Below are 22,761 nucleotides of genomic sequence, written 5' to 3' on the forward strand. Positions count from 1 at the left end.
GAGTCCCCTAGGCTCCACACCGAAGTCGACGTCACGGAGGGAGGGGTGGGCGCAATTGGCAGCGGCTCCCCTCGACAGACGTGGCAAGCAGGGGGTTAGGGGTTCGAGTCCCCTAGGCTCCACACCGAAGTCGACGTCACGGAGGGAGGGGTGGGCGCAATTGGCAGCGGCTCCCCTCGACAGACGTGGCAAGCAGGGGGTCAGCGGTTCGAGTCCCCTAGGCTCCACATGATCAGCAGGCTCGGCCTCGGCATGGCCGCCGTGCTGCTCGCCTCCTCGCTGGGCGCGTGCTCGGGGGACTCCTCCGACCCGGCCCCCGCACCGGCGCCGACGAGCCGGACCCCCGCGCCGGAGTACGACGTGCGCGAGGAGGCCTCCGCCGCCGTGCTGCCGCTCGTGCCCGCGAGCGCGACCTCGCTGTCGGTGACCGACCTCGACCGGGTCCGGCTCCAGCTCGGCCTCCCCGACCTCAGCGGGCAGTCCTCGCCGGCCCAGCGGGCCGCGTTCTGGTCCCGGGCGGAGCGGCAGGCGCCGCTGCTGACCCCCGGCCTCCTGCGCCCGGTCGACGCCCGGCTCTCGCGCGACTACGGCTTCACCCAGGACGACGTGCTCTGGGAGGCGCGGTTCGACGGACCGGACGGGCCCGGCTGGGTGCTTTCCTTCCGGCTCGGCCTCGACATGGCCGCCGTCCAGCGGGCGGTCGCCGACGGGGTCGGCCCGCTGGCCGGCGCGGAGGTCCGGGCCCAGGACAGCCTCGTCGTGCGGGGCGCGAGCGCCGACGGGTCGGACTCGTGGGCCGCGGACCCGGAGGTCGCCTCGGTGGTGGGGTTCCCCGCGGAGGCGACGTACGTCGAGCGCGGCTGCGTCGAGCCGCCGGCGGGGGTCGACACCGGCGGGCTGGACGAGCTGGCGGCGTGGTCGGTCGCGCTGCAGGGCGGGCTGGCCACCGCGCGGCTGGGCGAGCTCCGGTCGGACGCCTTCGACCGCCTGCGGCTGGGGGAGACCTGGCCGGCCCGGGGCGCCTCGTTCACCGACGGCTTCCGGGACGGCGTGGCCGACCCCTCGACCGGCCGGATCGGGTACCAGCTGACCGACCCCGTCGTCGCCGCCGACCTGGTCCGCCGGCGCACGGTGCCGGTCGCCGCCTGCGCGGGCTGAGGGCCCGGCCGCGCGGACCGTCGCACCGCTTGCACCCGCCGGGCGACCCCGGTCACGCCGTACCCTGGAGGGGTGCCCGTCGCCCTCGCCCCCCGCTACTGGGGCGGTCACCTCCTCGCGGTCGTGCTGGTCCTCCTGGCCTGCTGGCTGGGCGTCTGGCAGCTCGAGGCGTGGCAGGCGCAGCGGGACCTCGAGGCGCGCGACCTCACCGGCGTGGCGCCCGAGCCGCTGGAGGACCTGATCGGCCCGGACGACCCCTTCCCGGGCGAGGAGGTCGGCCACCCCGTCGAGCTCAGCGGCACCTGGGTGCCGGAGAGCACCGTGTTCATCGAGGGTCGCCAGCACGAGGGCCGCGACGGCTACTGGGTCGTCACGCCGGTCGAGGTCGACGGGGGCGGCGGCGCCGCGATGTACGTCGTCCGCGGCTGGAGCGCGGAGGCGCAGGCCCCGCCCCCGGCGCCCGGACCGGTCACGCTCACCGCGTGGCTCCAGCCCACCGAGGGCACCACCGCCGTCGACCCCGACCGCAGCGACGACGTGCTCCCGCAGATCCGGGTCGCCGACCTGGTGCAGTACGTCGACCAGGACCTGTACGGCGCGTTCGGGATCGCCACCGAGCCGCTCGACGGCCTCGCGCCGGCCGAGCTCGAGCAGCTGCCCGGCGCCTCGGCGTTCACCGGGCTGAAGAACTTCCTCTACGGGATCCAGTGGTTCGTCTTCGGCGCCTTCGCCGCCTTCATCTGGTGGCGCTGGTCACGGGACCTGGCCACGGCCGTCGGGCGGACCGAGGAGACCGCCGACGAGGCGGTACCGTCGAGGCCGTGATCGACGACGACGAGCGCACCGACCCCGGCCTGAGCAGCGCCCTGACCCGCTACCGCTTCATGGCCACCGTCGTCGGCGTGCTGCTCATCGTGCTGTGCCTGGTCGGCGTGCCGCTGGCCAACTTCGACGGCACGGGCATGTGGGGGGTCTTCGGCAGCACCCCGGACCTGTTCGCCACCGGGTCCGGCGCCCAGGAGCTCGGCGAGGCGATCACCGGCTACCTCGGGGTCGCCCACGGCTGGCTCTACATGATCTTCCTGGTGATGGCCTTCCTGCTCGCCCGCCGGGCCGGCTGGGACCTCCGGTTCACCCTCGTCACGCTGGTGTGCGGGACGATCCCGGTGCTCAGCTTCTGGGCCGAGCACCGCGCCACCGAGCGGGTCCGCGCCCAGCTCGGCGAGCCGGTCCACGGCTGAGCGGCGCGCCCGGTAACCGATGACCACCACGGCGTTCGTCCTCGGCGGCGGTGGGGTCCTCGGCGCCGTCGAGGTCGGCATGCTCCGGGCGCTGCTCGAGCGGGACATCACGCCCGACCTGGTGCTGGGCACGAGCATCGGCGCGCTCAACGGCGCGCTGGTCGCCCGCGAGCCCACCCTCGCCGTCATCGACCGGATGACGCGGCTGTGGGACGACGCGAGCCAGGCCCCGCGCGAGGTGTACGGCGACCGGCCGCTGCGCACGGTCCGCCGTGCGGTCTCCACCGGAACCCACCTGTGGTCCTCCCGCCCGTTGAAGCAGCGCCTGCTCGACGAGCTCGGCGACCTCACCTTCGAGGAGCTGCCGGTGCGCTTCCAGGTGTGCGCGGCGAGCATCGAGCGGGCGGCCGAGCACTGGTTCGACTCGGGCCGGGTCGTCGACGCGGTGATGGCCAGCGCGGCGGTGCCCGGCCTCCTGCCGCCCGCCAAGGTCGGTGACGAGCACTACCTGGACGGGGGCATCGTCAACTCGATCCCGCTGGCGCGCGCGGTGCGGCTCGGGGCCGACCGGGTCTTCGTGCTGCAGGTCGGCCGGGTCGACCGGCCGCTGCAGGTGCCGCGTCGGCCGTGGGAGGTCGCCCGCGTGTCGTTCGAGATCGCCCGGCGGCACCGGTTCCACCGGGAGCTCGAGGAGCTCCCCGACGGCGTGCGGGCGTACGTCCTCCCCGCCCGCGGCACCTCGGCGCGGGACGACACCTGGCGCGCGGCGACCGACTTCCGCAGCGTCCAGGAGCGGATCGACCGCACGTACGACGCGTGCGTGGACTACCTCGACCGCGAGCTGGGCCCGTGACCTGGGCCCTCCGCCGCCTGGTGCTCGCGCCGGCGGTCGTGGCGTCGGCCGTGCTGCTGTGGTTCACCCTGCCGCTGTGGCTCCTGGGTGCGGCGCTGGTCTCGCCGGTGGTGCCGGGCCGGCTGCGGGTGGTCCGCCTGGCCTGGGTCGCGGTCCTCTACCTCACGATCGAGGCGCTCCTGCTCGTGGTGCTGCTCGGCATGTGGCTCGCCAGCGGCTTCGGGCGGCGGATCCGCACGCCGTACTGGGAGGGCATCCACTACGACCTCGTCCAGGGGGTCATGTGGATCTTCTTCCGCGAGGCGCGGCGGGTGCTCCGGCTGACGATCACCACCGACGGCCCCGCGCCCGACGCGCACCCCGGCGTGCCGATCGTCGTGTGCTGCCGCCACGCCGGCCCGGGGGACTCCTTCACCCTCGTCCACGCGCTGATGCACTGGTACGGCCGGGAGCCGCGCGTCGTCCTCAAGGACACCCTGGCCTGGGACCCCGCGATCGACGTGCTCCTGAACCGCATCCCGGCGCGGTTCATCACCCCCGGGCGTCCGGGGGAGGACGTGGACAAGCAGATCGCCGCGCTCGCGACCGGCCTGGACGAGAACGACGCGTTCGTGATCTTCCCCGAGGGGGGCAACTTCACCCCGCAGCGCCGGACCCGGGCGATCGAGCGGCTGCGCCGGCTGGGGCTGCAGGCGATGGCCGACCGCGCCGAGCGGATGACGCACGTGCTGGCGCCCAAGCCCGGCGGGCTGCTCGCGGCGCTGGACGCCGCTCCCGAGGCCGACGTCGTGCTGGTGGCCCACACCGGGCTCGACCACCTCACCGGGGTCGCCGACATCTGGCGCGCGCTGCCGATGGACAAGCGGCTCACCATGCGGTGGTGGCAGGTCCCGCGGGCGGAGATCCCGACCGACCGGGACGCGCGGATCGACTGGCTCTACGGCTGGTGGGAGACCATCGACGCCTGGGTGGCAGAGAACCGGCCGGAGGATCTTCCCCCCGGCCGGTCCCGTTGAGCTGCCGCTCCTGCTGACCGCCGCCGGCGGTCAGCAGGCGACGGAGGCGGTCACTTCCGGTCGCCGTCCACGTCGGTGACCTCGGCCGGGTCGTCCGGCGTGGTCACCGCGTGCGGCGCCTCGGCGGCGTCGGCGATGGCCTCGTCGGGCGAGGCACCGCCGATGTCCTGGGCGACCTCGTCGGCCAGCGGCGTCGCCGCGGTGGCGTCACCGACGGGCGCGGCCGGGGTCGTCGTGGTGCTCGGCGTCGTCGTGCCGGCGCTGGGCGGCGGGCTCGGGACGTAGGAGGACTGCCAGTTGTCGCTGGTGCCCCCGCCCTGCAGGCGCTTGGCCACGACCGCGACGACGCCGGCGAGGCCTCCGAGGAGGAGCAGCTTCTTGAGCGCACCGCCCTTCTTCTTCGGCGGCTCGCCCTTGATCGTCGCGATCCGGGCCTCCGCGGCCGTCCTGGCCGCAGCGGCCTTCTCACCGGCTGCCGCGGCACCCGCGGCGACCAGCGGGGCGGCCTTGGCTTTGGCGTCGGCCAGCGCGGGGCCGGCCTTCTCGCGCGCGTCGGCGATGACCGGAGCGGCCTTCTCGCGTGCGTCGGCCAGGCTGCTGGCCGCCTTCACCTTGGCATCGGCCAGCGCGGGGCCGGCCTTCACCTTCGCGTCGGCGAGAGCGGGTCGTGCGGTGGTCTCGACGAACTCCTCGACCGCCTCCCGGGCCTGGGCGACGGCGGCCTCCACCTGGGGGCGCACGGTGTCGACGTAGTCCGAGGCCTGATCGAGGAGGGACTTCTTCTTGCGCAGACGCATCGCGTCACTTCCTCTCGTTCGGTCACTGCCATTCGATCACGCACCGCGCGGCCGGGCCACCCGGGAGACCGGTTGGCGCCACGTGCGAGGATCGACGGGTGCGGCGCATCGCCGCCGTACGTCGTGCAGTACCCACTCGCGTCGCGATCGGAACGCGCGGCGCGTCGAACCAGCCCGTTCACACGCGAAGGACACCCATGGCTGACCAGCAGGCCGTACTGAAGACGAACCGGGGCGACATCGTCCTGAACCTCTTCCCGAACCACGCCCCCGAGACCGTCGCGAACTTCACCGGGCTCGCCTCGGGTGAGAAGTCCTACGACTCCGGGAACGGCAGGAGCGGACCGTTCTACGACGGCCTGATCTTCCACCGCGTGATCGACGGCTTCATGATCCAGGGCGGCGACCCGCTCGGCACCGGCACCGGCGGCCCGGGCTTCACCTTCAAGGACGAGCCGCACCCGGAGCTCACCTTCGACAAGCCCTACCTGCTCGCGATGGCGAACGCCGGCCCGGGCACCAACGGCTCGCAGTTCTTCATCACCGTCGGCGCGACGCCGTGGCTGAACTTCAAGCACACCATCTTCGGCGAGGTCGCCGACCAGGCCTCGCGCGACGTGGTCGACGCGATCGCGACGACCAAGACCGGCCCGGGTGACCGTCCGGTCGAGCCGGTGGTCATCGAGACCGTCGAGCTGCGCTGACGCGGTCCTCCCGGAACGCGTGCTGAGCCCTCGCTGAGACCTCGTTGAGCCAGCCCACCCAGCCGATCCCCCCGGCCGGGGTGCCCGTCTGCTACCGGCACCCCGACCGGGAGTCGCACATCCGCTGCCAGCGCTGCGGCCGTCCGATCTGTCCGGACTGCATGCGTGACGCCGCCGTCGGCTTCCAGTGCCCCGACTGCGTCGCCGAGGGCGCGCGCACGACGCGCAGCGGCCGCACGGCGTACGGCGGGTTGCGGCCCACCAACGCCGCGATCACCTCCGGCGTCCTCATCGCCGTCAACGTGGCGGTGTGGATCGCGATCCTCGTCACCGGGGGTGCGGCCAGCCGGCTGGTCGACCTGCTGGCCATGCGGCCCAGCGGGCTGTGCCTGCTCGGCGACGGCGGCTACAACGTGCCGGAGGCGGCCTGCACGGGCGGCGGCACCTGGCTGCCCGGCGTGGCCGACGGTGCGGTGTGGCAGGTGCTCACCTCGGGGTTCACCCACGTCACGGTGCTCCACATCGCGTTCAACATGTTCGCGCTGTACGTCCTCGGGCCCCAGCTCGAGCTCGCGCTGGGCCGTGCCCGCTTCCTGGCGCTGTACTTCCTCTCCCTGCTCGCCGGGTCCGCGGTGGTGATGTGGGCGGCACCGGAGTTCCAGGCCACCCTCGGTGCCTCCGGCGCGATCTATGGGCTCTTCGCGGCGCTGCTGATCATGGCGCGGCGGGTCGGTGGCGACGTGCGCCAGCTGGTCGCGCTGATCGTGGTCAACGTCGTGATCACCTTCGCGGTCCCGGGCATCTCCTGGCAGGGCCACCTCGGCGGGTTCCTCGGCGGTGCCGCGGTGACCGCGCTGCTGGTCTACGCCCCGCGGGGACCGCGACGCACGCCGGTCCAGGTCGCCGGGCTGGTGCTGGTCGCGCTGCTCGTCCTCGGCGCGATCCTCGCCCGCGTGCTCGTCCTGTCCTGAGCGCTGCCGGTCGTCGGCGGGCCGCCTTGACGCCGACCTGGCGGGTTCCGACCACTTCTTGATGCCCCACCCCCTCCCGCGCCGGAGGACGGGTCGGCACGCTCGGTGCGTGGAACGAACGACAGGGCGAGGTGTCCTCCGGGTCCCGGTGCGCGTCGACGACATCGGGCGCAGCCTGCGTGCGGACCTACCGACGGCCCGACGGCCCGACGGCACGCGGACCGCGGTGGCGTTCACCTCCGTGGAGGCCTGGGACCGGGCCATGACGCCCGGGCAGCAGCCGGTCACGCTCGCCGAGCCCGTGCTGCGGGCGCTGCTGGCCGATGTCGCGATCGACGCGCTCCAGGTCGACCCGGAGCGTCTTGACGTGTTCACCGCGGGTGGTGCTGACCCGCCCGCGCACCGGGCCCGTCCGGGCCGTTCTCGTCCACAGGTGTGGAGGACCCTGTGCAGAACTACATGCGTGTAGTTCTGCACAGGCTTGTCCACCGCTGTGGAGAAGTCGCGCCGGAGATGCCGACCGCCGGCCGGCCCGGAGGCCGACCGGCGGTCGGGGTGGTGCGTGCTCGGCGGTGCCGAGGGGAGGTCACTCCCAGCGCGTGGCGTAGGTGAACCCCACCGCCATGAACCCGATGCCGACGACCAGGTTCAGCTGGCCGAGGTCGTTGAAGACCCAGAGACTGCTGAGGTCGTCGCTGAAGACGTAGAAGGTGCAGATCCACAGCAGGCCGACGAGGAAGCACCCGAGCATGCCGACCACGACGCCGCGACCGCGGCCGAGCGGCGTGGAGGGGTGGGCGGCGACGATCAGCCCGAGGAAGAGCAGGCCGAAGCCGACCAGGTAGTTCCAGTCGCCGAGGTCGGCCATGAACGCCGGGCTGCCGGCCTCACCGGAGCCGTCGGGGCGGACAGCGGCGTAGTAGTACGCCATCCAGGCGATGCCCACCACCATGAGCACCAGGGCCAGGACGAACCGCACCGATGCGATCGGTCCCCGCACGGGGGCGAGGGGGTCGCGCTCGGTCTTCTGCTTGGCCACGGTCTCTCCTGGTGGTCTCGCCGGTCCGTCCGCGACCGGGCGCCGCGGGACGCGGGATACCTTAGTCGGCGTGACGTCCGGATCCCACGCGCGGCCTGAAGACCGCCCGCCGCGCCGCTGGAGCGGCCTGCTGCGGCGCCCGCGCGGTCGCGCCGCCCTCGGCTGGCGGATCGGCACGCCCGTGATGGTCGTCCTGAGCGGCGTGCTGTTCGTGGCGAGCGCCGAGAACAGCGAGGGCACCGACCTGCGGCCGGGGCGCTACACCGACCTCGCGTCGCTGGTGGAGGCCGAGGCCGACCAGTACGACGCGCTCCGCGAGCGCGCCACCGAGCTCGACGACGAGGTCGACCGGCTCGCCGGGTCGGTCTCCGACGCGGGCGTCACGAAGCTGCGCCAGCGGGCCGACCAGCTGCGCGACCCGGCCGGGCTGGAGCCGCAGCGGGGGAGCGGGGTGCGGATCACGCTCTCGGACGCTCCCCGCGAGGTGGTCGAGGCCCAGCCGGAGGCCGCGGACGTCAACGAGTACGTCGTCCACCAGCAGGACATCCAGGCGGTCGTCAACGCGCTGTGGCGCGGCGGCGCGACGGCCGTGACGATCGCGGGCCAGCGGATCATCACCACCACCGGCATCAAGTGCGAGGGCAACGCCGTCACCCTGCACGGCGTGCCCTACCCCCAGCCCTACGTCATCGAGGCGGTCGGCGACCCGACCAGCCTGCAGTCCTCGGTCGGGGCCGACTCCTACGTCGCGGCCTACCTCGACGCGGTCGCCCGCGACACCGTCGGCTGGGACCTCGAGGTCGAGGACGACGTCGAGGCGCCGGCGTACGAGGGCGTGCTGGCCATGTCCTACGCCGAGCCGATCGACTGAGCCTGGTCGACTGGGCTCAGCCGCGGCCGTCGCGGGAGGGCACCGCGGGCGGCAGGTCGGTCGGGAGGCCGCTGGGGTCCGGCGTCTCGCTGGGCGACGGGGTGTCGCTGGGCTCCTCCTCCGGCTCGAACGTGGAGACGACGATGGTGATCGTCGAGCCCTCCGGCAGCGTCTCGCCGGCCTGCGGGCTCTGCTGGATCACGGTGCCCGCCGGCTCGGTGGTGTCGGAGCTGCGGACGACCGAGGTGCGGAACCCAGCCTCGCCGATCAGCCGCTCGGCCTCCCGCTGGCGGCGACCGACGACGTCGGGCACCTCCTCGGGACCGTCGGAGTAGGAGATGGTGACCGTCGCCCCGTCGGCGACCTCCTGCCCGGCGGCCGGGGCCTGGGCGATGACCTGCCCGGCCGGCTCGTCGGAGGAGGTCTCCTCCTGGGCGGTGCGCAGCCCGGCCGAGCGCAGCTGGGCCGCGGCGTCGGCTCGGCTGAGACCGACGACCGACGGCACGGTCACCTTCGGCTCCCCGAGGGAGACGACGAGGTCGACGGCGGTGCCGGGGTCGACGTACTGGTCGCGGTTCGGCTCCTGCTCGGAGACCTTGCCGGCGGGCACCGCCTCGTCCTCGGCGAAGGACACGTTCCCGACGCTGAGCCCGGCCTCGCGGATCTCCGCGCGGGCCTGGTCGTCGGTGAGGCGGATCAGGTTCGGCACCTGGACCTGCTCGGGAGGCGACTCGAAGAGCCGGCCGGCCGCGAAGACGCCGGCGGCCACGAGCACGAGGGCGAGCACGACGAGGAACGCGATCAGGCCGGTACGCCGTCCCGGCCGGTCGTCGCCCGCCGGTGGCAGCGGCGGGCGGGCGGCCGTGCTGGTCGTGGCCGAGGTGGGCATCGGCGCCGGCGCGACGTGGGTGACCGGCACCGCCGCGGTCGGCGGCGGGACCGTCGCCTGGACGGGGCGGCCGGCGAGGTAGCGCTCGATGTCGCTGCGCATCGCGGCGGCGGACTGGTAGCGGTCCTCGACGCGCTTGGCGAGCGCCTTCATCACGATCGCGTCGACCTCGGGCGGGAGGTCCTGGTCGTGGTCCGACGGCGGGCGGGCGGGCTCGCGGACGTGCTGGTAGGCCACCGCGACCGGGCTGTCGCCCACGAACGGCGGACGGCCGGTCAGCAGCTCGTAGAGCAGGCAGCCGGCGGAGTAGACGTCGGAGCGTGAGTCGACGGTCTCGCCGCGCGCCTGCTCGGGGGAGAGGTACTGCGCGGTGCCGACCACGGCGGCGGTCTGGGTCATCGTCGAGGACGCGTCGCTGATCGCCCGGGCGATGCCGAAGTCCATCACCTTGACGTCGCCCGACGGCGTGAGCATCACGTTGCCGGGCTTGATGTCGCGGTGGATGATCCCGGCGCGGTGGCTGTAGTCCAGCGCCGACAGCACGCCGCTGGTGATCTCCAGCGCGCGCTCGGGGAGGATCTTGCGGCCCTCGCGGAGGATGTCGCGCAGCGTCCGCCCGGCGACGTACTCCATGACGATGTAGGGCTGGGCGACACCGCTGCCGTCGGTGGCCAGCTCCTCGCCGGTGTCGTAGACCGCGACGATCGCGGGGTGGTTCAGCGAGGCCGAGGACTGCGCCTCGCGGCGGAACCGGGCCTGGAACGTCGCGTCGCTGGCGAGGTCGGTGCGCAGCCGCTTGACCGCGACCACCCGACCCAGCCGCGTGTCGGTGCCCTTGCGCACCTCGGCCATGCCGCCACGGCCGAGCAGCTCGCCGAGCTCGTAGCGCCCGCCGACGACGGGGCCGGTCACGGCGTGCTCCCGGCCGTCGGGGCGGACATGCCGGTCGCCTGCGCGGGGGACGCCTGCGCCGGCGACGCCTGGGTGGTGGGTGCCGGGGCCGTGGGGGACGGCGGGGTGGACGTGGTCGGCTCCTGGGTGGGTTCCTGCGTCGGGGTCGGGGTCGGGGTGGGCGTCGGGGCCTGGGTGGTCGGCTCGGCCGACGGCTCCTCCGGCGTGGGCTCGGGGGTCGGCGCCTCCGTGGTGGGCTCCGGGGTCGGCTCGACGACCGGCTCCTCGCCCCAGAACTGGACGACGACGCGCTCGCCCTCGTCGAGGCGGCCCGAGGGGTCGACGGACGTCACCGTGCCGGGCGTCTCGCCCCCGGGGTTGGCGACCTCGTCGGTGGTCACCCGCAGGCCGGCGCGCGTCAGCTCGCGGCGCACGTCGCCGACCGGGCGCCCGAGGTAGTTGTCCTCGTCGATGGTGATGGTGCCGGCGGAGGCGGTCGGCCGGTCGGTCGGGTCGTCGTCGCCGTCCCGCCCGGCCAGCGCGATGGCGGCGACGATTCCGGCGATCACGAGGACCGCGACGAGCAGGCCGATCACCAGGCCGGTCCGGCGGCGGTCGGCGTCCTCGGCCGTCTCGTCGGCGGCGACGGCGCCGGTCGTGCCCGTGGCGGCAGCGGCCGGCAGCGGGGGCACGACGGCGGTCGCCTCGGACGGGGGCGTCGCGACGACGGTCGGCGCGAGGAGCTGGGTCTGCTCCGCGGCCGAGGCCGGCGGCGGGGCCAGGAGCTCGGTGGAGGGGTCGCGCAGCGCGGCCGCGAGCGCGGAGGCGTCGGCGTACCGCTCGGCGGGGTCCTTGGCGAGCGCGCGGCGCACCACCGCGGCCAGGTCGGCCGGCACCGAGTCGGGCAGGTCCGGGACCGGGTCGTTGAGGTGGGCCAGCGCGGTGGCGACCGGGGAGTCGGCCTGGAAGGGACGCCGGCCGGCGAGCATCTCGAAGGCGACGACGCCGAGCGCGTACACGTCGGAGGCCGGTGTCGCGGGGTTGCCGCGGGCCTGCTCCGGCGAGAGGTACTGCGGGGTGCCCATCACCTGGCCGGTCTGGGTCATCCCGATCCCGTCGGCGGCGCGCGCGATGCCGAAGTCGGTGATCTTGACCGTGCGGTCCGGGGTGACCAGCAGGTTGGCCGGCTTGATGTCGCGGTGCACGATGCCGGCGGCGTGGGCGGCCGCGACGGCGTCGGCGACCTGCCCGAGCAGCTGGCGCACGGCGTCCGGGTCGAGCGGCTCGCCCTCGCGGAGGAGGGCCGACAGCGGCTGCCCGTCGACCAGCTCCATGACGAGGTACGGACGGGGGACGCCGGACCCGTCGGTGGCCGCGGCCTCCCCGAAGTCGTAGACGGCCGCGACGCCCGGGTGGTGCAGCGAGGCGGCGTGGCGCGCCTCGGTCTCGAAGCGGGAGCGGAACGTCGCGTCGTCGGCGTACTCGCTCTTGAGCAGCTTGACCGCGACCTCGCGGCCCAGGGTGGTGTCGGTGGCCCGCCACACCTCGCCCATGCCGCCGGTGGCGATCCGGCCGTCGAGGCGGTAGCGGTGGGCGTCGTCGGCGTAGCGGTCGCCGGGGGCGCCCGGGGCCCCGAAGGTCACGGTCGGGTCGCTCACTGGCGGATCACCGCCTCCATGACGGCCTTGGCGATCGGGCCGCCGAGCGCGCCGCCGGCGATCTCGGAGCGGGAGATGTCGGCGTTCTCGATGACCACCGCGACCGCGACGTCCTCGTCGGGGGCGAAGGACACGAACCAGGCGTACGGCGGCCGGTCGGGGTCGCCGCTCTGCGCGGTGCCGGTCTTGCCGGCGACCTCGACGCCCTGGATCTGCGCCGGGGAGGCGGTGCCCTGCTCGACCGTGGCCACCATCAGCTCGGTGACCTCGTCGGCGGTCTGCGGCTTGACGGCCCGGGACAGCTCGCTGGGCTCGGTCTTGTCGAGGACCTCGTAGTCGGCCGACTGCACCTCGTCGACGACGTAGGGCCGCATCACGACGCCGCCGTTGGCGATGCCCGCGACGACCATCGCCATCTGCAGCGGGGTCGCGCGGACGTCGAACTGACCGATGCCGGTCTGGCCGAGCTCCGCGGCGTTCGGGTCCTCGGGGTAGACCGACTCGGCCTGCGGGCGGAGGTCCTGGAGGTAGTCGCTGTTGAAGCCGAAGCCCTCGGCGGTCTCCCGCATCTTCTCCGCACCGACCTCACCGGCGATCGCGGCGAAGCTGGTGTTGCAGGACTGCTCCATCGCCTGGGTGAACGGGATCCGGCTCGTGCCGCAGGGGCGGCCCTCGTTGTCGATCAGGCCGGTCTCGCCGCTCGTCAGCGGCAGCTGGTACGTCGCGCCGCCCGGCACCAGGTCGTCGGCGGTGTAGAGCCCCGCGTCGATCGCCGCGGCCGCGGTGACCACCTTGAACGTCGAGCCGGGGGGCAGCGTGGTCTGGATCGCCCGGTTCAGCAGCGGCTGGGCGGGGTCCTCCTGGAGCCGGTCCCAGGCGTCGGTGACCTCGCTGAAGTCGTGGGACGCGAGGTTGTTGGGGTCGTAGGTCGGCAGCGAGACCATCGCGAGCACCTTGCCGCTGCTCGGCTGCAGGGCGACGACCGAGCCGCGGGTGCCGGCCCCCAGCCTGGTCAGGCCCTCGTACGCCGCGTCCTGGGCGGCCGGGTCGATCGTCAGCTGGACGTTCCCGCCCTCGCTGTTGTCGTTGCTGACCAGGTCGACCAGCTTGGTCACGAACAGCCGGGAGTCCTCCCCGGAGAGCACGTCGTTCTCCGAGCGCTCGATGCCGCTGGCGCCGTACTGGTAGGAGAAGTAGCCGGTCAGCGGGGCGTACTTGAACGGCTGGGGGTAGGTCCGCTGGAACTCGAACCGGTCGCCCGAGCGCTCGCTGACCGCCACCGAGTCGCGGCCGACGAGGATCGCGCCCCGCTCGCGGGAGAACGCCGCGTCGATCACCCGCCGGTTGCGCGGGTCGTCGTTGAGGTCGCCGGCCGCCTGGTACTGCAGGTAGGTCGCGTTGACCATCAGCGCCAGGAAGAGCAGCAGGCAGAAGATCGAGATGGTGCGGATCGGCTTGTTCATCGTCATGACAGGCGTACCACCTGGGTGGTCTCGGCGGCGGCGTCGTCGTCGTCGGTGTCCGCGGTCGGGACCGGCCGACGGGCGAGGTCGGAGACGCGGATCACGAGCGCGATGATCACCCAGTTCGCGACCAGCGAGGAGCCGCCGTAGGAGAGGAACGGGGTGGTCAGGCCGGTGAGCGGGATCAGCCGGGTGACGCCTCCGACGACCACGAACACCTGGAGCGCGAAGACGCTCGCGAGCCCCGTGGCGACCAGCTTGCCGAACGCGTCGCGCGAGATCAGCGCGGCCCGCAGCGAGCGCTCCACGATCAGGCCGTACATCAGCAGGACGGCCATGACGCCGGTCAGGCCGAGCTCCTCGCCGATCGAGGCGACGATGAAGTCGGACTCCGCGTAGGAGATCCGCCACGGGCTGCCCTCGCCGAAGCCGCGGCCGAGCAGGCCGCCCCAGGACATGCCGAACATCGACTCGACGATCTGGCGGCCGTTGTCGCTGGTGCCCTCGCCGTAGTAGGCGAAGGGGTCGAGCCAGAGGTCGACCCGGTCCTGCACGTGGCCGAAGAGGCGCCACGCGACGACCGCGCCGGCCAGGAACATCGCCGAGCCGACGACCAGCCAGCCGGGACGCTCGGTGGCGACGTAGAGCATGACCAGGAAGAGGCCGAAGAAGAGCAGGCTGGAGCCGAGGTCGCGCTGGAAGACCAGGATGCCGAGGCTGATCAGCCACATCGCGAGGATCGGACCCAGGTCGCGGCCCCGGGGGAGGTCGACGAAGACCAGCCGCCGGCCGGCCAGCGCCAGCGCGTCGCGGTGGAGCACCAGGTAACCGGCGAAGGCGACCACCAGGAGCACCTTGGCGACCTCGCCGGGCTGGAAGCTGAACGGCCCGACGCCGATCCAGATCCGCGCGCCGTTGATGGTCTTGCCGATCCCGGGGACCAGCGGCAGCAGCAGCAGCACGATCGCGCCGAGCCCGCTGGTGTAGGTGAAGCGGGTCAGCACGCGGTGGTCGCGGATGACGATCAGGGTGCCGATGAAGAGGACGACGCCGAGGGTCATCCAGGTCAGCTGCTGGCGGGCGAACGTCGTGTCGCCCGCGGCCAGGTCCAGGCGGTGGATCACCGCGAGCCCGAGCCCGTTGAGCGCGGCCACCACGGGCAGCAGCACCGGGTCGGCGTACGGCGCCACGAAGCGGATCACCACGTGGGCGGCCACCACCAGGCCGGCCAGCCAGCCGCCGTACCCGAGGAGGTCGACGGGGACCTCGCCCTCGACGCCGATGCCGACGGCGGCGTACGCCCCGATGCCGACCGCGAGGGCCAGGACGAGCAGGAACAGCTCGGCGCCCCGGCGGCGCCGGTGGACGAAGCCCATGATCGCGCCCTGCTGCGCGCCCGCCATCAGGGCTCCTCCGTCGCCGAGCCCGGGCCGGACCCGGACGCGGGGCCGGGCGGCGCGGGCGTGGTCCCGCCGGTGGTCCCGCCGGTGGGGCTGTCCGTGGCGCCGGCGGTGGGCTCGCCGCTCGCCGCGGTGCTGTCGTCGGCCGGCTCGTCGACCGGGGCCTGCTTGGCGGCCAGGTTGTCCACGGCGCGGCGGGCGTCGTCGAGGTCGTCGACCTCGATGCCCTCGCGGACCTTGCCCGCGTCGAAGTCCGAGAGGCGGTCCAGCTCGACGTCGGTGGTCTCGAACGGCTCGTTGAGCGGCACGCCGGGCAGGTCGGTGTTGAGGCCGCGGTAGATGACCACCGCGCCCTCCTCCTCGCCGACGAAGTACTGGTCCTGGCTCCACGACCACGCCACGGCGGCCGCGACCCACACGATCCCCCCGAGGACGAGGATCCCGAACAGCGGGCGCAGCCAGGCCAGCCGCCGCGGCGGCCGGGGGGCATAGCGGGCCGCCTCGGGGTCGAGGGGGTCGGAGGAGATCGCGAACGGCACGTCGTCGGGGATGTCGGCCTGCACCGGCTCGAGCTCCCCGGTGTCGCCCGAGCGGTGGCCGCGGAAGAGGCCGCCCGAGCCCGGCTTGGTGCCCCGCGACGGCTTGCGGCGCAGCTCGCTGGCGGCACCGACGAGCATCGGCTCCAGCTCGGCCCAGGAGGCGTCGGCGGACGCCTGCTCCTCGGTGAGGACGTCGGCGACGATGCAGGTGACGTTGTCGGAGCTGCCGGCCTCGAGGCTGGCCCGGACCAGCTCGACGGCGGCGTAGTCGGGCGAGCCGGTCCCCACGATGTCGCCGAGGCGGGCGTCGTCGAGGACGCCGCTCGCGCCGTCGCTGCACAGCAGCAGGCGGTCGCCGGCCTCGAGCTCGACGAGGAACAGGTCCGGCTCGACGTCGCCGGGTCCGCCGAGGGCCTTGAGGATCAGGTTGCGGTGCGGGTGCACCCGCGACTCGGCCTCGCTGATCCGGCCCTCGTCGATGAGGGTCTGGACGAAGGTGTGGTCCTTGGTGAGCTGGGAGAGCCGCCCCGCGCGCCAGAGGTAGGCACGGCTGTCGCCGACGTGGCCCATGGCGATGCGGCGCCCGTCGAAGAGCGCGACCGTGGCGGTGGTGCTGGTGCCGTTGATCGAGGGGTCCTCGTCGACCAGGTCGTTGATCCGGTCGTGCGCGCGGTGCAGGGCGCCGGAGACCAGCCCGAGGAGGTCGTCGGGCTCGCCGGTGGGCTGCTCGTCGAGCCGTCGCAGCTGGGCGACCGCCGTGCTGGAGGCGATGTCGCCGCGGGCCGCGCCGCCGACGCCGTCGCACACGGTGAGCAGCCAGGGGCCGGCGTACCCCGAGTCCTGGTTGTCCTTGCGCACCCGACCCACGTCGGAGATCGCCGACCAGTGCAGGAGCAGGCTCACTTGCGGAGCTCCAGGATGGTCTTGCCGATCCGCACCTGGGAGCCGAGCGTGACCGTGGTGGGCTGGGTGATCCGGACGCTGCCGATGTAGGTGCCGTTGGTGGAGCCGAGGTCCTCGACGAACCACTCGTCGCCCGACGCGGCGATCCGGGCGTGCCGCGTGGAGACGTAGTCGTCGTCGAGGCGGATCGCGGCGTCGGAGCCGCGGCCGATGAGCACGGGGCCCTGGTCGAGCTCGGCGCGCTCACCGACGTTGCTGCCCTCGGTGACGATGACGTGGGTGGGGGAGCCGCGCCGCTTGCTCGGCGGCTTGGCCTTCGGCGCGCGTCCGCCGCCGCGGCGCCCGCGCGGCTCGGCGGCACCTCGGGCGGCCTCGGGCACGCGCGCGCCGAACATGTCGGAGCGGATGACCGAGATCGCGGAGAGCACGAAGATCCAGAGGATCGCCAGGTAGGCGACCCGGATGAGGAACAGCGTCAGCTCAGACATCCCAGCCGTCCTCCTCGACGATGCGGACCGTCATCGTGGTGTTGCCGATGCGCACCTCGGCGCCGTCGTGCAGCGCGGCGCGGGCCATCTTCTGCCCGTCCACGAGCATCCCGTTGGTGGAGCCGAGGTCGCGGACCTCGACCCGGACGGTCTCGTCGCCGCCGCGCCGCTCGGTGGTCACGCCGAACTCCACGTGCCGCCGGCTGACGCCGGGGTCGTTGATCCGGACGTCCGCCTCGGTGCCGCGGCCCACGACGACGCCCGGCGGGTGCAGCGGCTGGGTGGTGCCGTTGACCTCGAGCAGCGCCCGCGCGCGGCGCACCTGCGTGTGCGTGGCGCTGCCGGTCACCCGGGCCTGCGCGCGGCTGCGGATGCGGAACCGGCCGGTCGTGAGGTCCTCGGCGGGCTCGAACTCGATCGCGATCGGCCCGGGGAAGACGTAGCCCTGGCTGTCGGCGTGCTCCTGCAGCTGCTCGGCGAGCTCGCCGGCCATCGCGGTGTCGTACGGCGCGAGCCGGTCCAGGTCGGGAGCGGAGAGCTCCACGTGGAAGTCGTTGGGCACCAGCCGGCGGTCGCGCGACAGGATCTGCGCGTTGTTGTCGACCTCGCGCTGCAGCGCAGCCGAGATCTCGACCGGCTGGACGGCCGAGCGGAACGCCTTCGCGAAGGCTCCTGAGATTATCTGCTCCAACCGCTGCTCGAGCTTGGAGAGTCCGCCCACGTCCCGCCGCCTCCTTCCACGTCGCTCTGCCTTGCTCTGCCGGGGCAGGGCCGACAGGCCCTGTCGGCCGCCGGGTCGCGACCGATCGTAACCATGTCGGGGACCGGCGGCCCGCACCCTCCGTTCCCGGTTTGGTCGCTGCTCACGCGCTGGGCTAACCTTGGGCCGCTTCAACACGCGCGAGTGGCGGAATAGGCAGACGCGCACGGTTCAGGTCCGTGTGCCCGAAAGGGCGTGGGGGTTCAACTCCCCCCTCGCGCACGCGTCGAGCAACCGAAGGCCCCGGGTAGCCCCGGGGCCTTCGTCGTCCACGTCCTCGTCCACGACGTCCCCGGCCGTGCTGGAATTCGTGCGGCCCGCGGTTGTTGGGCCTCCCATGACCAACAACCTCGCGGAGCAGAGCGGCACCTTCACCATCGGCGGCGACCTGAAGGTCCGTCGCCTCGGCTACGGCTCGATGCAGCTCACCGGCCCGGGCGTGTGGGGCGAGCCGAACGACCCCGACGAGGCGGTGCGCGTGCTGCGGCGCGCGGTCGAGCTGGGCGTCAACCTCATCGACACCGCCGACTCCTACGGCCCGGTCGTGGCCGAGCAGCTGATCAAGAAGGCCCTGCACCCCTACGCCGACGACGTCGTCGTCGCCACCAAGGCCGGCCTGACCCGGCAGGGCCCCGACGTGTGGACGCCGGTCGGCCGCCCCGCGTACCTGCGCCAGCAGGCGGAGCTGTCGCTGCGCAACCTCGGCGTGGAGCGGATCGACCTGCTCCAGCTGCACCGCATCGACCCCGAGGTCCCGCTCGCGGACCAGGTCGGTGAGCTCGCGAAGCTGCAGGAGGAGGGCAAGGTGCGCCACATCGGGTTGTCCGAGGTCAGCGTCGAGCAGCTCCGGGAGGCCTCCGAGGTCGCCACCATCGCCACCGTCCAGAACCTCTACAACCTGGCCAACCGCTCCGCGGAGGCGCTGCTCGACCACTCCGAGACGAACGGCATCGGCTTCATCCCGTGGTTCCCGCTCGCCACCGGCCAGCTCTCCGGCCCGGGCAGCCCGCTGACCGCGATCGCCCAGGAGAAGGGCGTCTCCGCCTCCCAGCTCGCCCTGGCGTGGCTGCTGCGCCGCTCGCCGGCGATGCTGCCGATCCCGGGCACCTCGAAGGTCGCCCACCTCGAGGACAACATGGCCGCCGCGTCGATCGAGCTCAGCGACGAGGAGTACGCCGCGCTCGAGGCCGCCGTCTGACCGGCCGGGGGGCGCCCGGTCAGGGCAGCGGCACGCGCAGGAACCGCGGCCGGTAGAGCAGCGGGTCGTCGAGCACCCGCCCGACGTCGGTGCTGTTGCGGCTGTACGACACCAGCACCGACCCCGCCTCGGGCAGCAGGTCGGGGTGGGCCAGCGGCATGTACCGCAGCTCGCCGCCGGCGCTGTCGGAGGGCAGGTCGGCCACCGGCGGCTGGGCGGTGAACGGTCCGGTCGGCGCCGGCGCGGTCCAGAAGACGAGGTCGGAGCCGAGGAACTCGTCGCGCTTGCTGAAGGCGAACCACCGGCCGTCGCGCTCGAAGACGCTGAGCGTCTGCGACGTGCCGCCCTCGGCCGGGACCAGCTCGGCCGCCGCGCCGGAGTCGGCCACCCAGGCGCTGCCGTCCCAGTAGCGCCACCGGTCGGTCTCCAGCACGTCGTCGGGCCGGACGCGCGCGACGCGGAGCGAGAACCCCGTCGGTGCATCGGCCTCGGGGCGGGCCGTGCCGTAGAGGTGGAGCCAGCCGTCGGCCAGCGCGGTCGCCGCCCCCCACATCGGCCGCGCCGGGTCGGCGGAGTCCTCGCCGACGTCGACGCGGGAGACCAGCTGCGGGGTCTCGCCGCGCGGCACGACGTACAGCGCGACGGCCGGGCCGAGGTTCCCGAACCCGAACGCGTCGGTGCGGTCGGTGGACCGCACCCGCTGGGCGGTGACCGTGACCAGGTCGTAGCCCGGCCGCCCCCTGACCACGACCGACATGGGCCAGTAGCCCACCTGGCCGTCGCGGTCGGGGATCACCGCGCCGCCTCCGGCCGGGACCACGACCTGCAGGCAGCCCGGCTCGACGACCAGCATCGAGTTGCGGACGAAGGACCGCCCCCCGTCCCCGGCGCGCAGCGTGTCGCCGAAGACCCACACCCGCCGGCCGTCCTGCAGCGCCGCCTCGGCCCCGACGTCGCCGCCCTGGAACTGCGGCGACCCGCGCAGCTCGGTGACCCTGTTCAGGTCGGCCACCGTGCGCACCGGCCCGGTCGGCTCGCACGTGGTGGCCGAGGCCAAGCTCGGGTAGGCCTCGGCGTCGTCGGGCCCGGGCAGCAGGGCCAGCGTCAGCACGACGCCGCCCGCGAGCAGGGCCAGCACCGCGAGCAGCTGGAGGCGCCAGCGCCCCGTCGTGGGCACGTCGTCGGCCGGTCGATCGGCGCGTGCCGGGACCGCGGGGCTGGTGCGCACCCCGTCGAACCGGGTCAGGGCGAGCACGAGCAGCCCGACGGCCGCCACGACGGCGAGGAGCAGCAGCTCGCGCTGCGCACCACCGCCCGCCGCGCTGTCCCGCACGGCCTCGGCGACCGCGCCGGCCGGGGTCCACCGGGTGACCCCGGGCCAGGGGTCCGCCAGCAGGAGCGGGTCCTCGGCGACGAGCAGCGGGAGCGGCACGACCAGCAGCAGGGCCGCGGCCAGCAGCAGGCCGGCGAGGCCGGCCAGCGCCTCGAGCGCCAGGGTGAGGCAGCCGGCGGCGAGGACGCCGAGCGCGAGTGCGGCGCCGACCTCCGGGGCCGCCGCGCCGGGCACCCCGGGGAGCAGCTGCGCGGTGCCGAGGACGACGGCGGCGAGCGCACCCAGCGCGGCCAGGCGCAGGAGCCCGCGGGGCAGGGTGCGGGCGAACGGTCCCCACACCAGCGAGACGACCAGCACCAGCACGAACGCCGCCGCCACGGCGGCCAGGCCGAGCGCGTCGTACGCCGGCGCGTCCCGGACGGGCCCGACGCGCTCGACGGCGAGGGTCCGTCCCCGGCGCTCCTCGGCGGCCCGCGCCTCGCGGACCAGCGCTGCGTCGAGGTCGTCGGTGCGCAACCGGGGGAGCAGCAGGGTGTCCTGGGTGCGGCGCAGGTCGAGCACCAGCACGGCGACCACGTCGCCGGCGGCCAGCGCCGCCTCGGCCGTGGCCCGGTCGTCCTCGGGCTCGGCGTCGAAGGGCGACCCCGGCAGCGCGTCCACGTCCCGCGCGAGCGGCCCCACCACCACCTCCGGCCCGACGAGCAGCACCGGTGCGCCGTGGGTGCGACCGGCCGCGGCGTCGTCGACGGCGGGCAGCACGGCCAGCAGCGCGCCGACCAGCAGGGCCAGCGCCGCGAGCGTGCGCAGCCGCCGCCGGGTGATCACCGGGCCAGTGTGCCGGGCGCCCCGCCCGTGCCGCGCCATCCCTCCGCGAGGCGGTCCCGGCCCGCTCGGGGGGCACGCGGACGGGGTGGGTACCGGACCCCCATGACCCACACGCCCGAGGACCCGGCGACCAGTCCCGCGACGCCGCCTGCCGCATCCGACGAGCACGCCGCGACCACGCCCGCGGCCCAGCCCGCACGCCCCGCGTCGGGCGGCGGCGACCCGCTGCGCGGCTCCCTGACCAGCGGGATCTGGGCCGCGCTCGTGGCGTTCGGCGTCGTGCTGGTGCTGCTCGTCGTCTTCATCGCCCAGAACACCGAGCGGGTCCTGGTCCGCTTCCTCGGCTTCGAGGGCGAGACCCCGCTCGCGGTGGCCCTGCTCATCGCCGTGGCCGCCGGCCTGCTGCTCACCGCCCTCGCCGGCACGCTGCGCCTGTGGCAGGTGCGCCGCCGGGTGCGCCGCGAGACCAAGCGCAGCCGCCGCTGACCCGGGTCCCGCCCCGACCGAGGCGGTCAGGGGTCGCGGTCAGGTGCTGGGTCAGGGCTGCGGTCAGGGCTGAGCCGTGCGCGAGGCCCGCAGCCGGGCGTCGACGGCGGCGGGGGAGAGCTCGTGGTCGATGACCAGCGCGGCGCAGCCGACCAGGCCGGCGGAGTCGCCGTGGGCGGCGGGCGCGAAGCGCAGGTCGCGGGTGACCGAGCCGGCGGCGCGGGCGTAGACGCTCTCGCGCATGCCGGCGGTGTAGAGGTCGAAGGCCGAGCCCATGTCGCCGCCGACCACGACGGTCTGCGGGTGCAGGAGGTTGACCGCCACCGCGAGCACCTCGCCGACGCGGCGGCCGCTCTCGCGCAGCATGCTGCGGGCGACGGGGTCGCCGTCGAGCGCCAGGGCGACGAGGTCCCGGACGTGGCGGGCCTCGGTGCCGCCCTCGACCAGCCGGTTGACCATTGCCCAGCCGGCAGCGACGGTCTCGAGGCAGCCGTGCGCTCCGCAGCGGCACAGCAGCTCGTCGGCGCCCTCGACCCGGGTGTGGCCGAGCTCGCCGGTGACCCCGCGGGAGCCGTTGACCAGCCGGCCGTCGGCGATGACGCCCATGCCCAGGCCGGTCGAGGCCTTGACCACCAGGACGTCGCTGCCCAGGGGCGCGGGCCCGAACAGCTCGGACCGGGTGAGCGCCGAGGTGTCGTTGGTGAGGTGGAGGGGCGCCGCGCACGCGTCGTGGAGGTACGGCGCGAGCGGCACGCCGTCCCAGCCCTTCATGACCGGGGCGTCGACGCTGACCCGTCGCTCGGGGTCCACCGTGCCGGGCAGGCTCAGCCCGATCCCGAGCACGGGCGGCTCGATCCCGTCGAGCAGGGTCCGCAGCCGCTCGGCGACGTCGACCATCACCTCGTCGGGCCCGCTGCCGACCTCGTGGTCGCGGGTGTCCCCAACGATCTCGCGGCCGTCGAGGTCGAACACACCGACCTGGGTCCGCGACCGCCCGACCGCGGCGCCCACGACCACGGCCGCGTCGACGTTGAAGGACAGCGAGCCGGCGGGTCGCCCGCCCGTCGAGGCCAGCCCGGTGCCCTCGGTCACGAGGCCGGCGGCGACCAGCGCGGTGACGCGCTGGGAGACGGCCGTGCGGGAGAGGCCGGTGAGGCGGCCGAGGTCGGCCCGGGTGGACGCCTCGCCGGCCCGGACGAGGGACAGCAGACCGCCGGCGGTCGTCTCGACCGGTGTGGTGCTCATTGTCGGATCAAAGCACGGCAACTTTGTCCGTGA

At 74.4% G+C, this 22,761-nt stretch carries 22 protein-coding genes and 2 tRNA genes (1 of these 24 only partly in view); 13 read left to right on the top strand and 11 right to left on the bottom strand.

From position 1 onward, the window contains the following. The 6 genes from AB0N29_RS07870 to AB0N29_RS07895 form a co-directional block, all read left to right on the top strand. Window positions 1-17: transfer RNA gene (locus tag AB0N29_RS07870), tRNA-Ala, on the top strand (it extends 156 nt beyond the left edge of the window). Between the two features lie 211 nt (window positions 18-228). Then, window positions 229-1,158 (top strand): hypothetical protein, encoded by a 930-nt coding sequence (locus AB0N29_RS07875; protein WP_302268853.1) that lies wholly within the window; start codon window positions 229-231, stop codon window positions 1,156-1,158. A gap of 72 nt (window positions 1,159-1,230) precedes the next feature. Further along, window positions 1,231-1,983 carry an SURF1 family protein gene (locus AB0N29_RS07880; RefSeq protein ID WP_364865604.1) on the top strand — a complete coding sequence of 251 codons (753 nt, stop codon included), beginning with the start codon at window positions 1,231-1,233 and terminating at the stop codon, window positions 1,981-1,983. Further along, window positions 1,980-2,399 carry a DUF3817 domain-containing protein gene (locus tag AB0N29_RS07885; RefSeq protein ID WP_364865606.1) on the top strand — a complete coding sequence of 140 codons (420 nt, stop codon included), beginning with the start codon at window positions 1,980-1,982 and terminating at the stop codon, window positions 2,397-2,399. Before AB0N29_RS07880 ends, AB0N29_RS07885 begins: the two co-directional genes overlap by 4 nt. Before the next feature lie 19 nt (window positions 2,400-2,418). Beyond that, entirely contained in the window at window positions 2,419-3,252 is an 834-nt protein-coding gene (locus AB0N29_RS07890) for a patatin-like phospholipase family protein (protein ID WP_364865608.1), read from the top strand. Beyond that, on the top strand, window positions 3,249-4,268 hold the full coding sequence (locus AB0N29_RS07895; protein ID WP_364865610.1) for a 1-acyl-sn-glycerol-3-phosphate acyltransferase: 1,020 nt from the start codon (window positions 3,249-3,251) through the stop codon (window positions 4,266-4,268). Before AB0N29_RS07890 ends, AB0N29_RS07895 begins: the two co-directional genes overlap by 4 nt. A gap of 50 nt (window positions 4,269-4,318) precedes the next feature. Here the strand turns inward: AB0N29_RS07895 and AB0N29_RS07900 are convergent, their stop codons facing one another. Beyond that, on the bottom strand, window positions 4,319-5,065 hold the full coding sequence (locus AB0N29_RS07900; protein WP_302268859.1) for a hypothetical protein: 747 nt from the start codon (window positions 5,063-5,065) through the stop codon (window positions 4,319-4,321). Between the two features lie 197 nt (window positions 5,066-5,262). Between AB0N29_RS07900 and AB0N29_RS07905 the strand changes: the two genes are divergently transcribed. From AB0N29_RS07905 to AB0N29_RS07915, 3 genes are all read left to right on the top strand, one after another. Then, entirely contained in the window at window positions 5,263-5,769 is a 507-nt protein-coding gene (locus AB0N29_RS07905; protein ID WP_302268860.1) for a peptidylprolyl isomerase, read from the top strand. A 161-nt stretch (window positions 5,770-5,930) separates the two neighbouring features. Then, entirely contained in the window at window positions 5,931-6,740 is an 810-nt protein-coding gene (locus AB0N29_RS07910; protein ID WP_364865613.1) for a rhomboid family intramembrane serine protease, read from the top strand. Between the two features lie 109 nt (window positions 6,741-6,849). Further along, window positions 6,850-7,209, top strand: coding sequence for an SAV_915 family protein (locus AB0N29_RS07915; protein WP_364865615.1), 360 nt, complete (start codon window positions 6,850-6,852; stop codon window positions 7,207-7,209). 117 nt (window positions 7,210-7,326) lie between these two features. Here AB0N29_RS07915 and AB0N29_RS07920 read toward each other — a convergent pair whose 3' ends face one another. Then, a complete protein-coding gene (locus tag AB0N29_RS07920; protein WP_364865617.1) occupies window positions 7,327-7,779 on the bottom strand; it encodes a cell division protein CrgA in 453 nt (150 codons plus the stop codon). Between the two features lie 70 nt (window positions 7,780-7,849). Between AB0N29_RS07920 and AB0N29_RS07925 the strand changes: the two genes are divergently transcribed. Then, window positions 7,850-8,650: a DUF881 domain-containing protein gene (locus AB0N29_RS07925; protein ID WP_302268865.1), complete on the top strand. Its 801-nt coding sequence runs from the start codon at window positions 7,850-7,852 to the stop codon at window positions 8,648-8,650. A 16-nt stretch (window positions 8,651-8,666) separates the two neighbouring features. Here the strand turns inward: AB0N29_RS07925 and pknB are convergent, their stop codons facing one another. From pknB to AB0N29_RS07960, 7 genes are read right to left on the bottom strand one after another with little or no spacing between them, the layout of a single operon-like run. Next, window positions 8,667-10,451: a Stk1 family PASTA domain-containing Ser/Thr kinase gene (gene pknB / locus AB0N29_RS07930; RefSeq protein WP_302268866.1), complete on the bottom strand. Its 1,785-nt coding sequence runs from the start codon at window positions 10,449-10,451 to the stop codon at window positions 8,667-8,669. After that, window positions 10,448-12,088, bottom strand: a complete 1,641-nt coding sequence (locus tag AB0N29_RS07935) for a protein kinase (protein WP_364865620.1) — start codon at window positions 12,086-12,088, stop codon at window positions 10,448-10,450. Before AB0N29_RS07935 ends, pknB begins: the two co-directional genes overlap by 4 nt. Further along, window positions 12,085-13,557, bottom strand: a complete 1,473-nt coding sequence (locus AB0N29_RS07940; protein WP_302268868.1) for a penicillin-binding protein 2 — start codon at window positions 13,555-13,557, stop codon at window positions 12,085-12,087. Before AB0N29_RS07940 ends, AB0N29_RS07935 begins: the two co-directional genes overlap by 4 nt. Continuing rightward, a complete protein-coding gene (locus AB0N29_RS07945) occupies window positions 13,554-14,954 on the bottom strand; it encodes an FtsW/RodA/SpoVE family cell cycle protein (RefSeq protein WP_302268870.1) in 1,401 nt (466 codons plus the stop codon). Before AB0N29_RS07945 ends, AB0N29_RS07940 begins: the two co-directional genes overlap by 4 nt. Beyond that, entirely contained in the window at window positions 14,954-16,393 is a 1,440-nt protein-coding gene (locus AB0N29_RS07950) for a protein phosphatase 2C domain-containing protein (protein ID WP_364865623.1), read from the bottom strand. The genes AB0N29_RS07945 and AB0N29_RS07950 overlap by 1 nt, the downstream gene beginning before the upstream one ends. Next, window positions 16,390-16,881, bottom strand: coding sequence for an FHA domain-containing protein (locus AB0N29_RS07955; protein ID WP_364865625.1), 492 nt, complete (start codon window positions 16,879-16,881; stop codon window positions 16,390-16,392). The genes AB0N29_RS07950 and AB0N29_RS07955 overlap by 4 nt, the downstream gene beginning before the upstream one ends. Beyond that, the gene (locus AB0N29_RS07960) at window positions 16,874-17,602 is read right to left on the bottom strand and encodes a DUF3662 and FHA domain-containing protein (RefSeq protein ID WP_364865627.1); all 729 of its coding nucleotides are present in this window, start codon (window positions 17,600-17,602) and stop codon (window positions 16,874-16,876) included. Before AB0N29_RS07960 ends, AB0N29_RS07955 begins: the two co-directional genes overlap by 8 nt. Window positions 17,603-17,779: 177 nt before the next feature. Here AB0N29_RS07960 and AB0N29_RS07965 point away from each other — a divergent pair. Both AB0N29_RS07965 and AB0N29_RS07970 read left to right on the top strand, forming a co-directional pair. Further along, window positions 17,780-17,863, top strand: a tRNA-Leu gene (locus tag AB0N29_RS07965). Window positions 17,864-17,978: 115 nt separating this feature from the next. Continuing rightward, the gene (locus AB0N29_RS07970; protein ID WP_364865629.1) at window positions 17,979-18,839 is read left to right on the top strand and encodes an aldo/keto reductase; all 861 of its coding nucleotides are present in this window, start codon (window positions 17,979-17,981) and stop codon (window positions 18,837-18,839) included. 19 nt (window positions 18,840-18,858) lie between these two features. On the opposite strand, the gene AB0N29_RS07975 is transcribed toward AB0N29_RS07970, so the two are convergent. Next, a complete protein-coding gene (locus AB0N29_RS07975; protein ID WP_364865631.1) occupies window positions 18,859-20,997 on the bottom strand; it encodes a hypothetical protein in 2,139 nt (712 codons plus the stop codon). A gap of 102 nt (window positions 20,998-21,099) precedes the next feature. Here AB0N29_RS07975 and AB0N29_RS07980 point away from each other — a divergent pair, with 102 nt between their 5' ends. Beyond that, on the top strand, window positions 21,100-21,483 hold the full coding sequence (locus AB0N29_RS07980) for a lipopolysaccharide assembly protein LapA domain-containing protein (protein WP_302268899.1): 384 nt from the start codon (window positions 21,100-21,102) through the stop codon (window positions 21,481-21,483). 63 nt (window positions 21,484-21,546) lie between these two features. Here the strand turns inward: AB0N29_RS07980 and AB0N29_RS07985 are convergent, their stop codons facing one another. Then, on the bottom strand, window positions 21,547-22,728 hold the full coding sequence (locus AB0N29_RS07985) for an ROK family transcriptional regulator (protein ID WP_364865634.1): 1,182 nt from the start codon (window positions 22,726-22,728) through the stop codon (window positions 21,547-21,549). Between the last annotated feature and the right edge of the window lie 33 nt (window positions 22,729-22,761).

It is taken from the genome of Nocardioides sp. NPDC092400 (assembly GCF_040684155.1).
GTDB lineage: Bacteria > Actinomycetota > Actinomycetes > Propionibacteriales > Nocardioidaceae > Nocardioides.

What these genes read in the sequence shown, in the direction of transcription:
- AB0N29_RS07970 (WP_364865629.1), top strand. Translation starts at nt 17,979, where the DNA reads ATGACCAACAACCTCGCGGAGCAGAGCGGCACCTTCACCATCGGCGGC.
- AB0N29_RS07955 (WP_364865625.1), bottom strand. Translation starts at nt 16,881, where the DNA reads ATGTCTGAGCTGACGCTGTTCCTCATCCGGGTCGCCTACCTGGCGATC.
- AB0N29_RS07900 (WP_302268859.1), bottom strand. Translation starts at nt 5,065, where the DNA reads ATGCGTCTGCGCAAGAAGAAGTCCCTCCTCGATCAGGCCTCGGACTAC.
- AB0N29_RS07980 (WP_302268899.1), top strand. Translation starts at nt 21,100, where the DNA reads ATGACCCACACGCCCGAGGACCCGGCGACCAGTCCCGCGACGCCGCCT.
- AB0N29_RS07905 (WP_302268860.1), top strand. Translation starts at nt 5,263, where the DNA reads ATGGCTGACCAGCAGGCCGTACTGAAGACGAACCGGGGCGACATCGTC.
- AB0N29_RS07985 (WP_364865634.1), bottom strand. Translation starts at nt 22,728, where the DNA reads ATGAGCACCACACCGGTCGAGACGACCGCCGGCGGTCTGCTGTCCCTC.
- AB0N29_RS07945 (WP_302268870.1), bottom strand. Translation starts at nt 14,954, where the DNA reads ATGGCGGGCGCGCAGCAGGGCGCGATCATGGGCTTCGTCCACCGGCGC.
- AB0N29_RS07890 (WP_364865608.1), top strand. Translation starts at nt 2,419, where the DNA reads ATGACCACCACGGCGTTCGTCCTCGGCGGCGGTGGGGTCCTCGGCGCC.
- AB0N29_RS07875 (WP_302268853.1), top strand. Translation starts at nt 229, where the DNA reads ATGATCAGCAGGCTCGGCCTCGGCATGGCCGCCGTGCTGCTCGCCTCC.
- AB0N29_RS07910 (WP_364865613.1), top strand. Translation starts at nt 5,931, where the DNA reads ATGCGTGACGCCGCCGTCGGCTTCCAGTGCCCCGACTGCGTCGCCGAG.
- AB0N29_RS07940 (WP_302268868.1), bottom strand. Translation starts at nt 13,557, where the DNA reads ATGACGATGAACAAGCCGATCCGCACCATCTCGATCTTCTGCCTGCTG.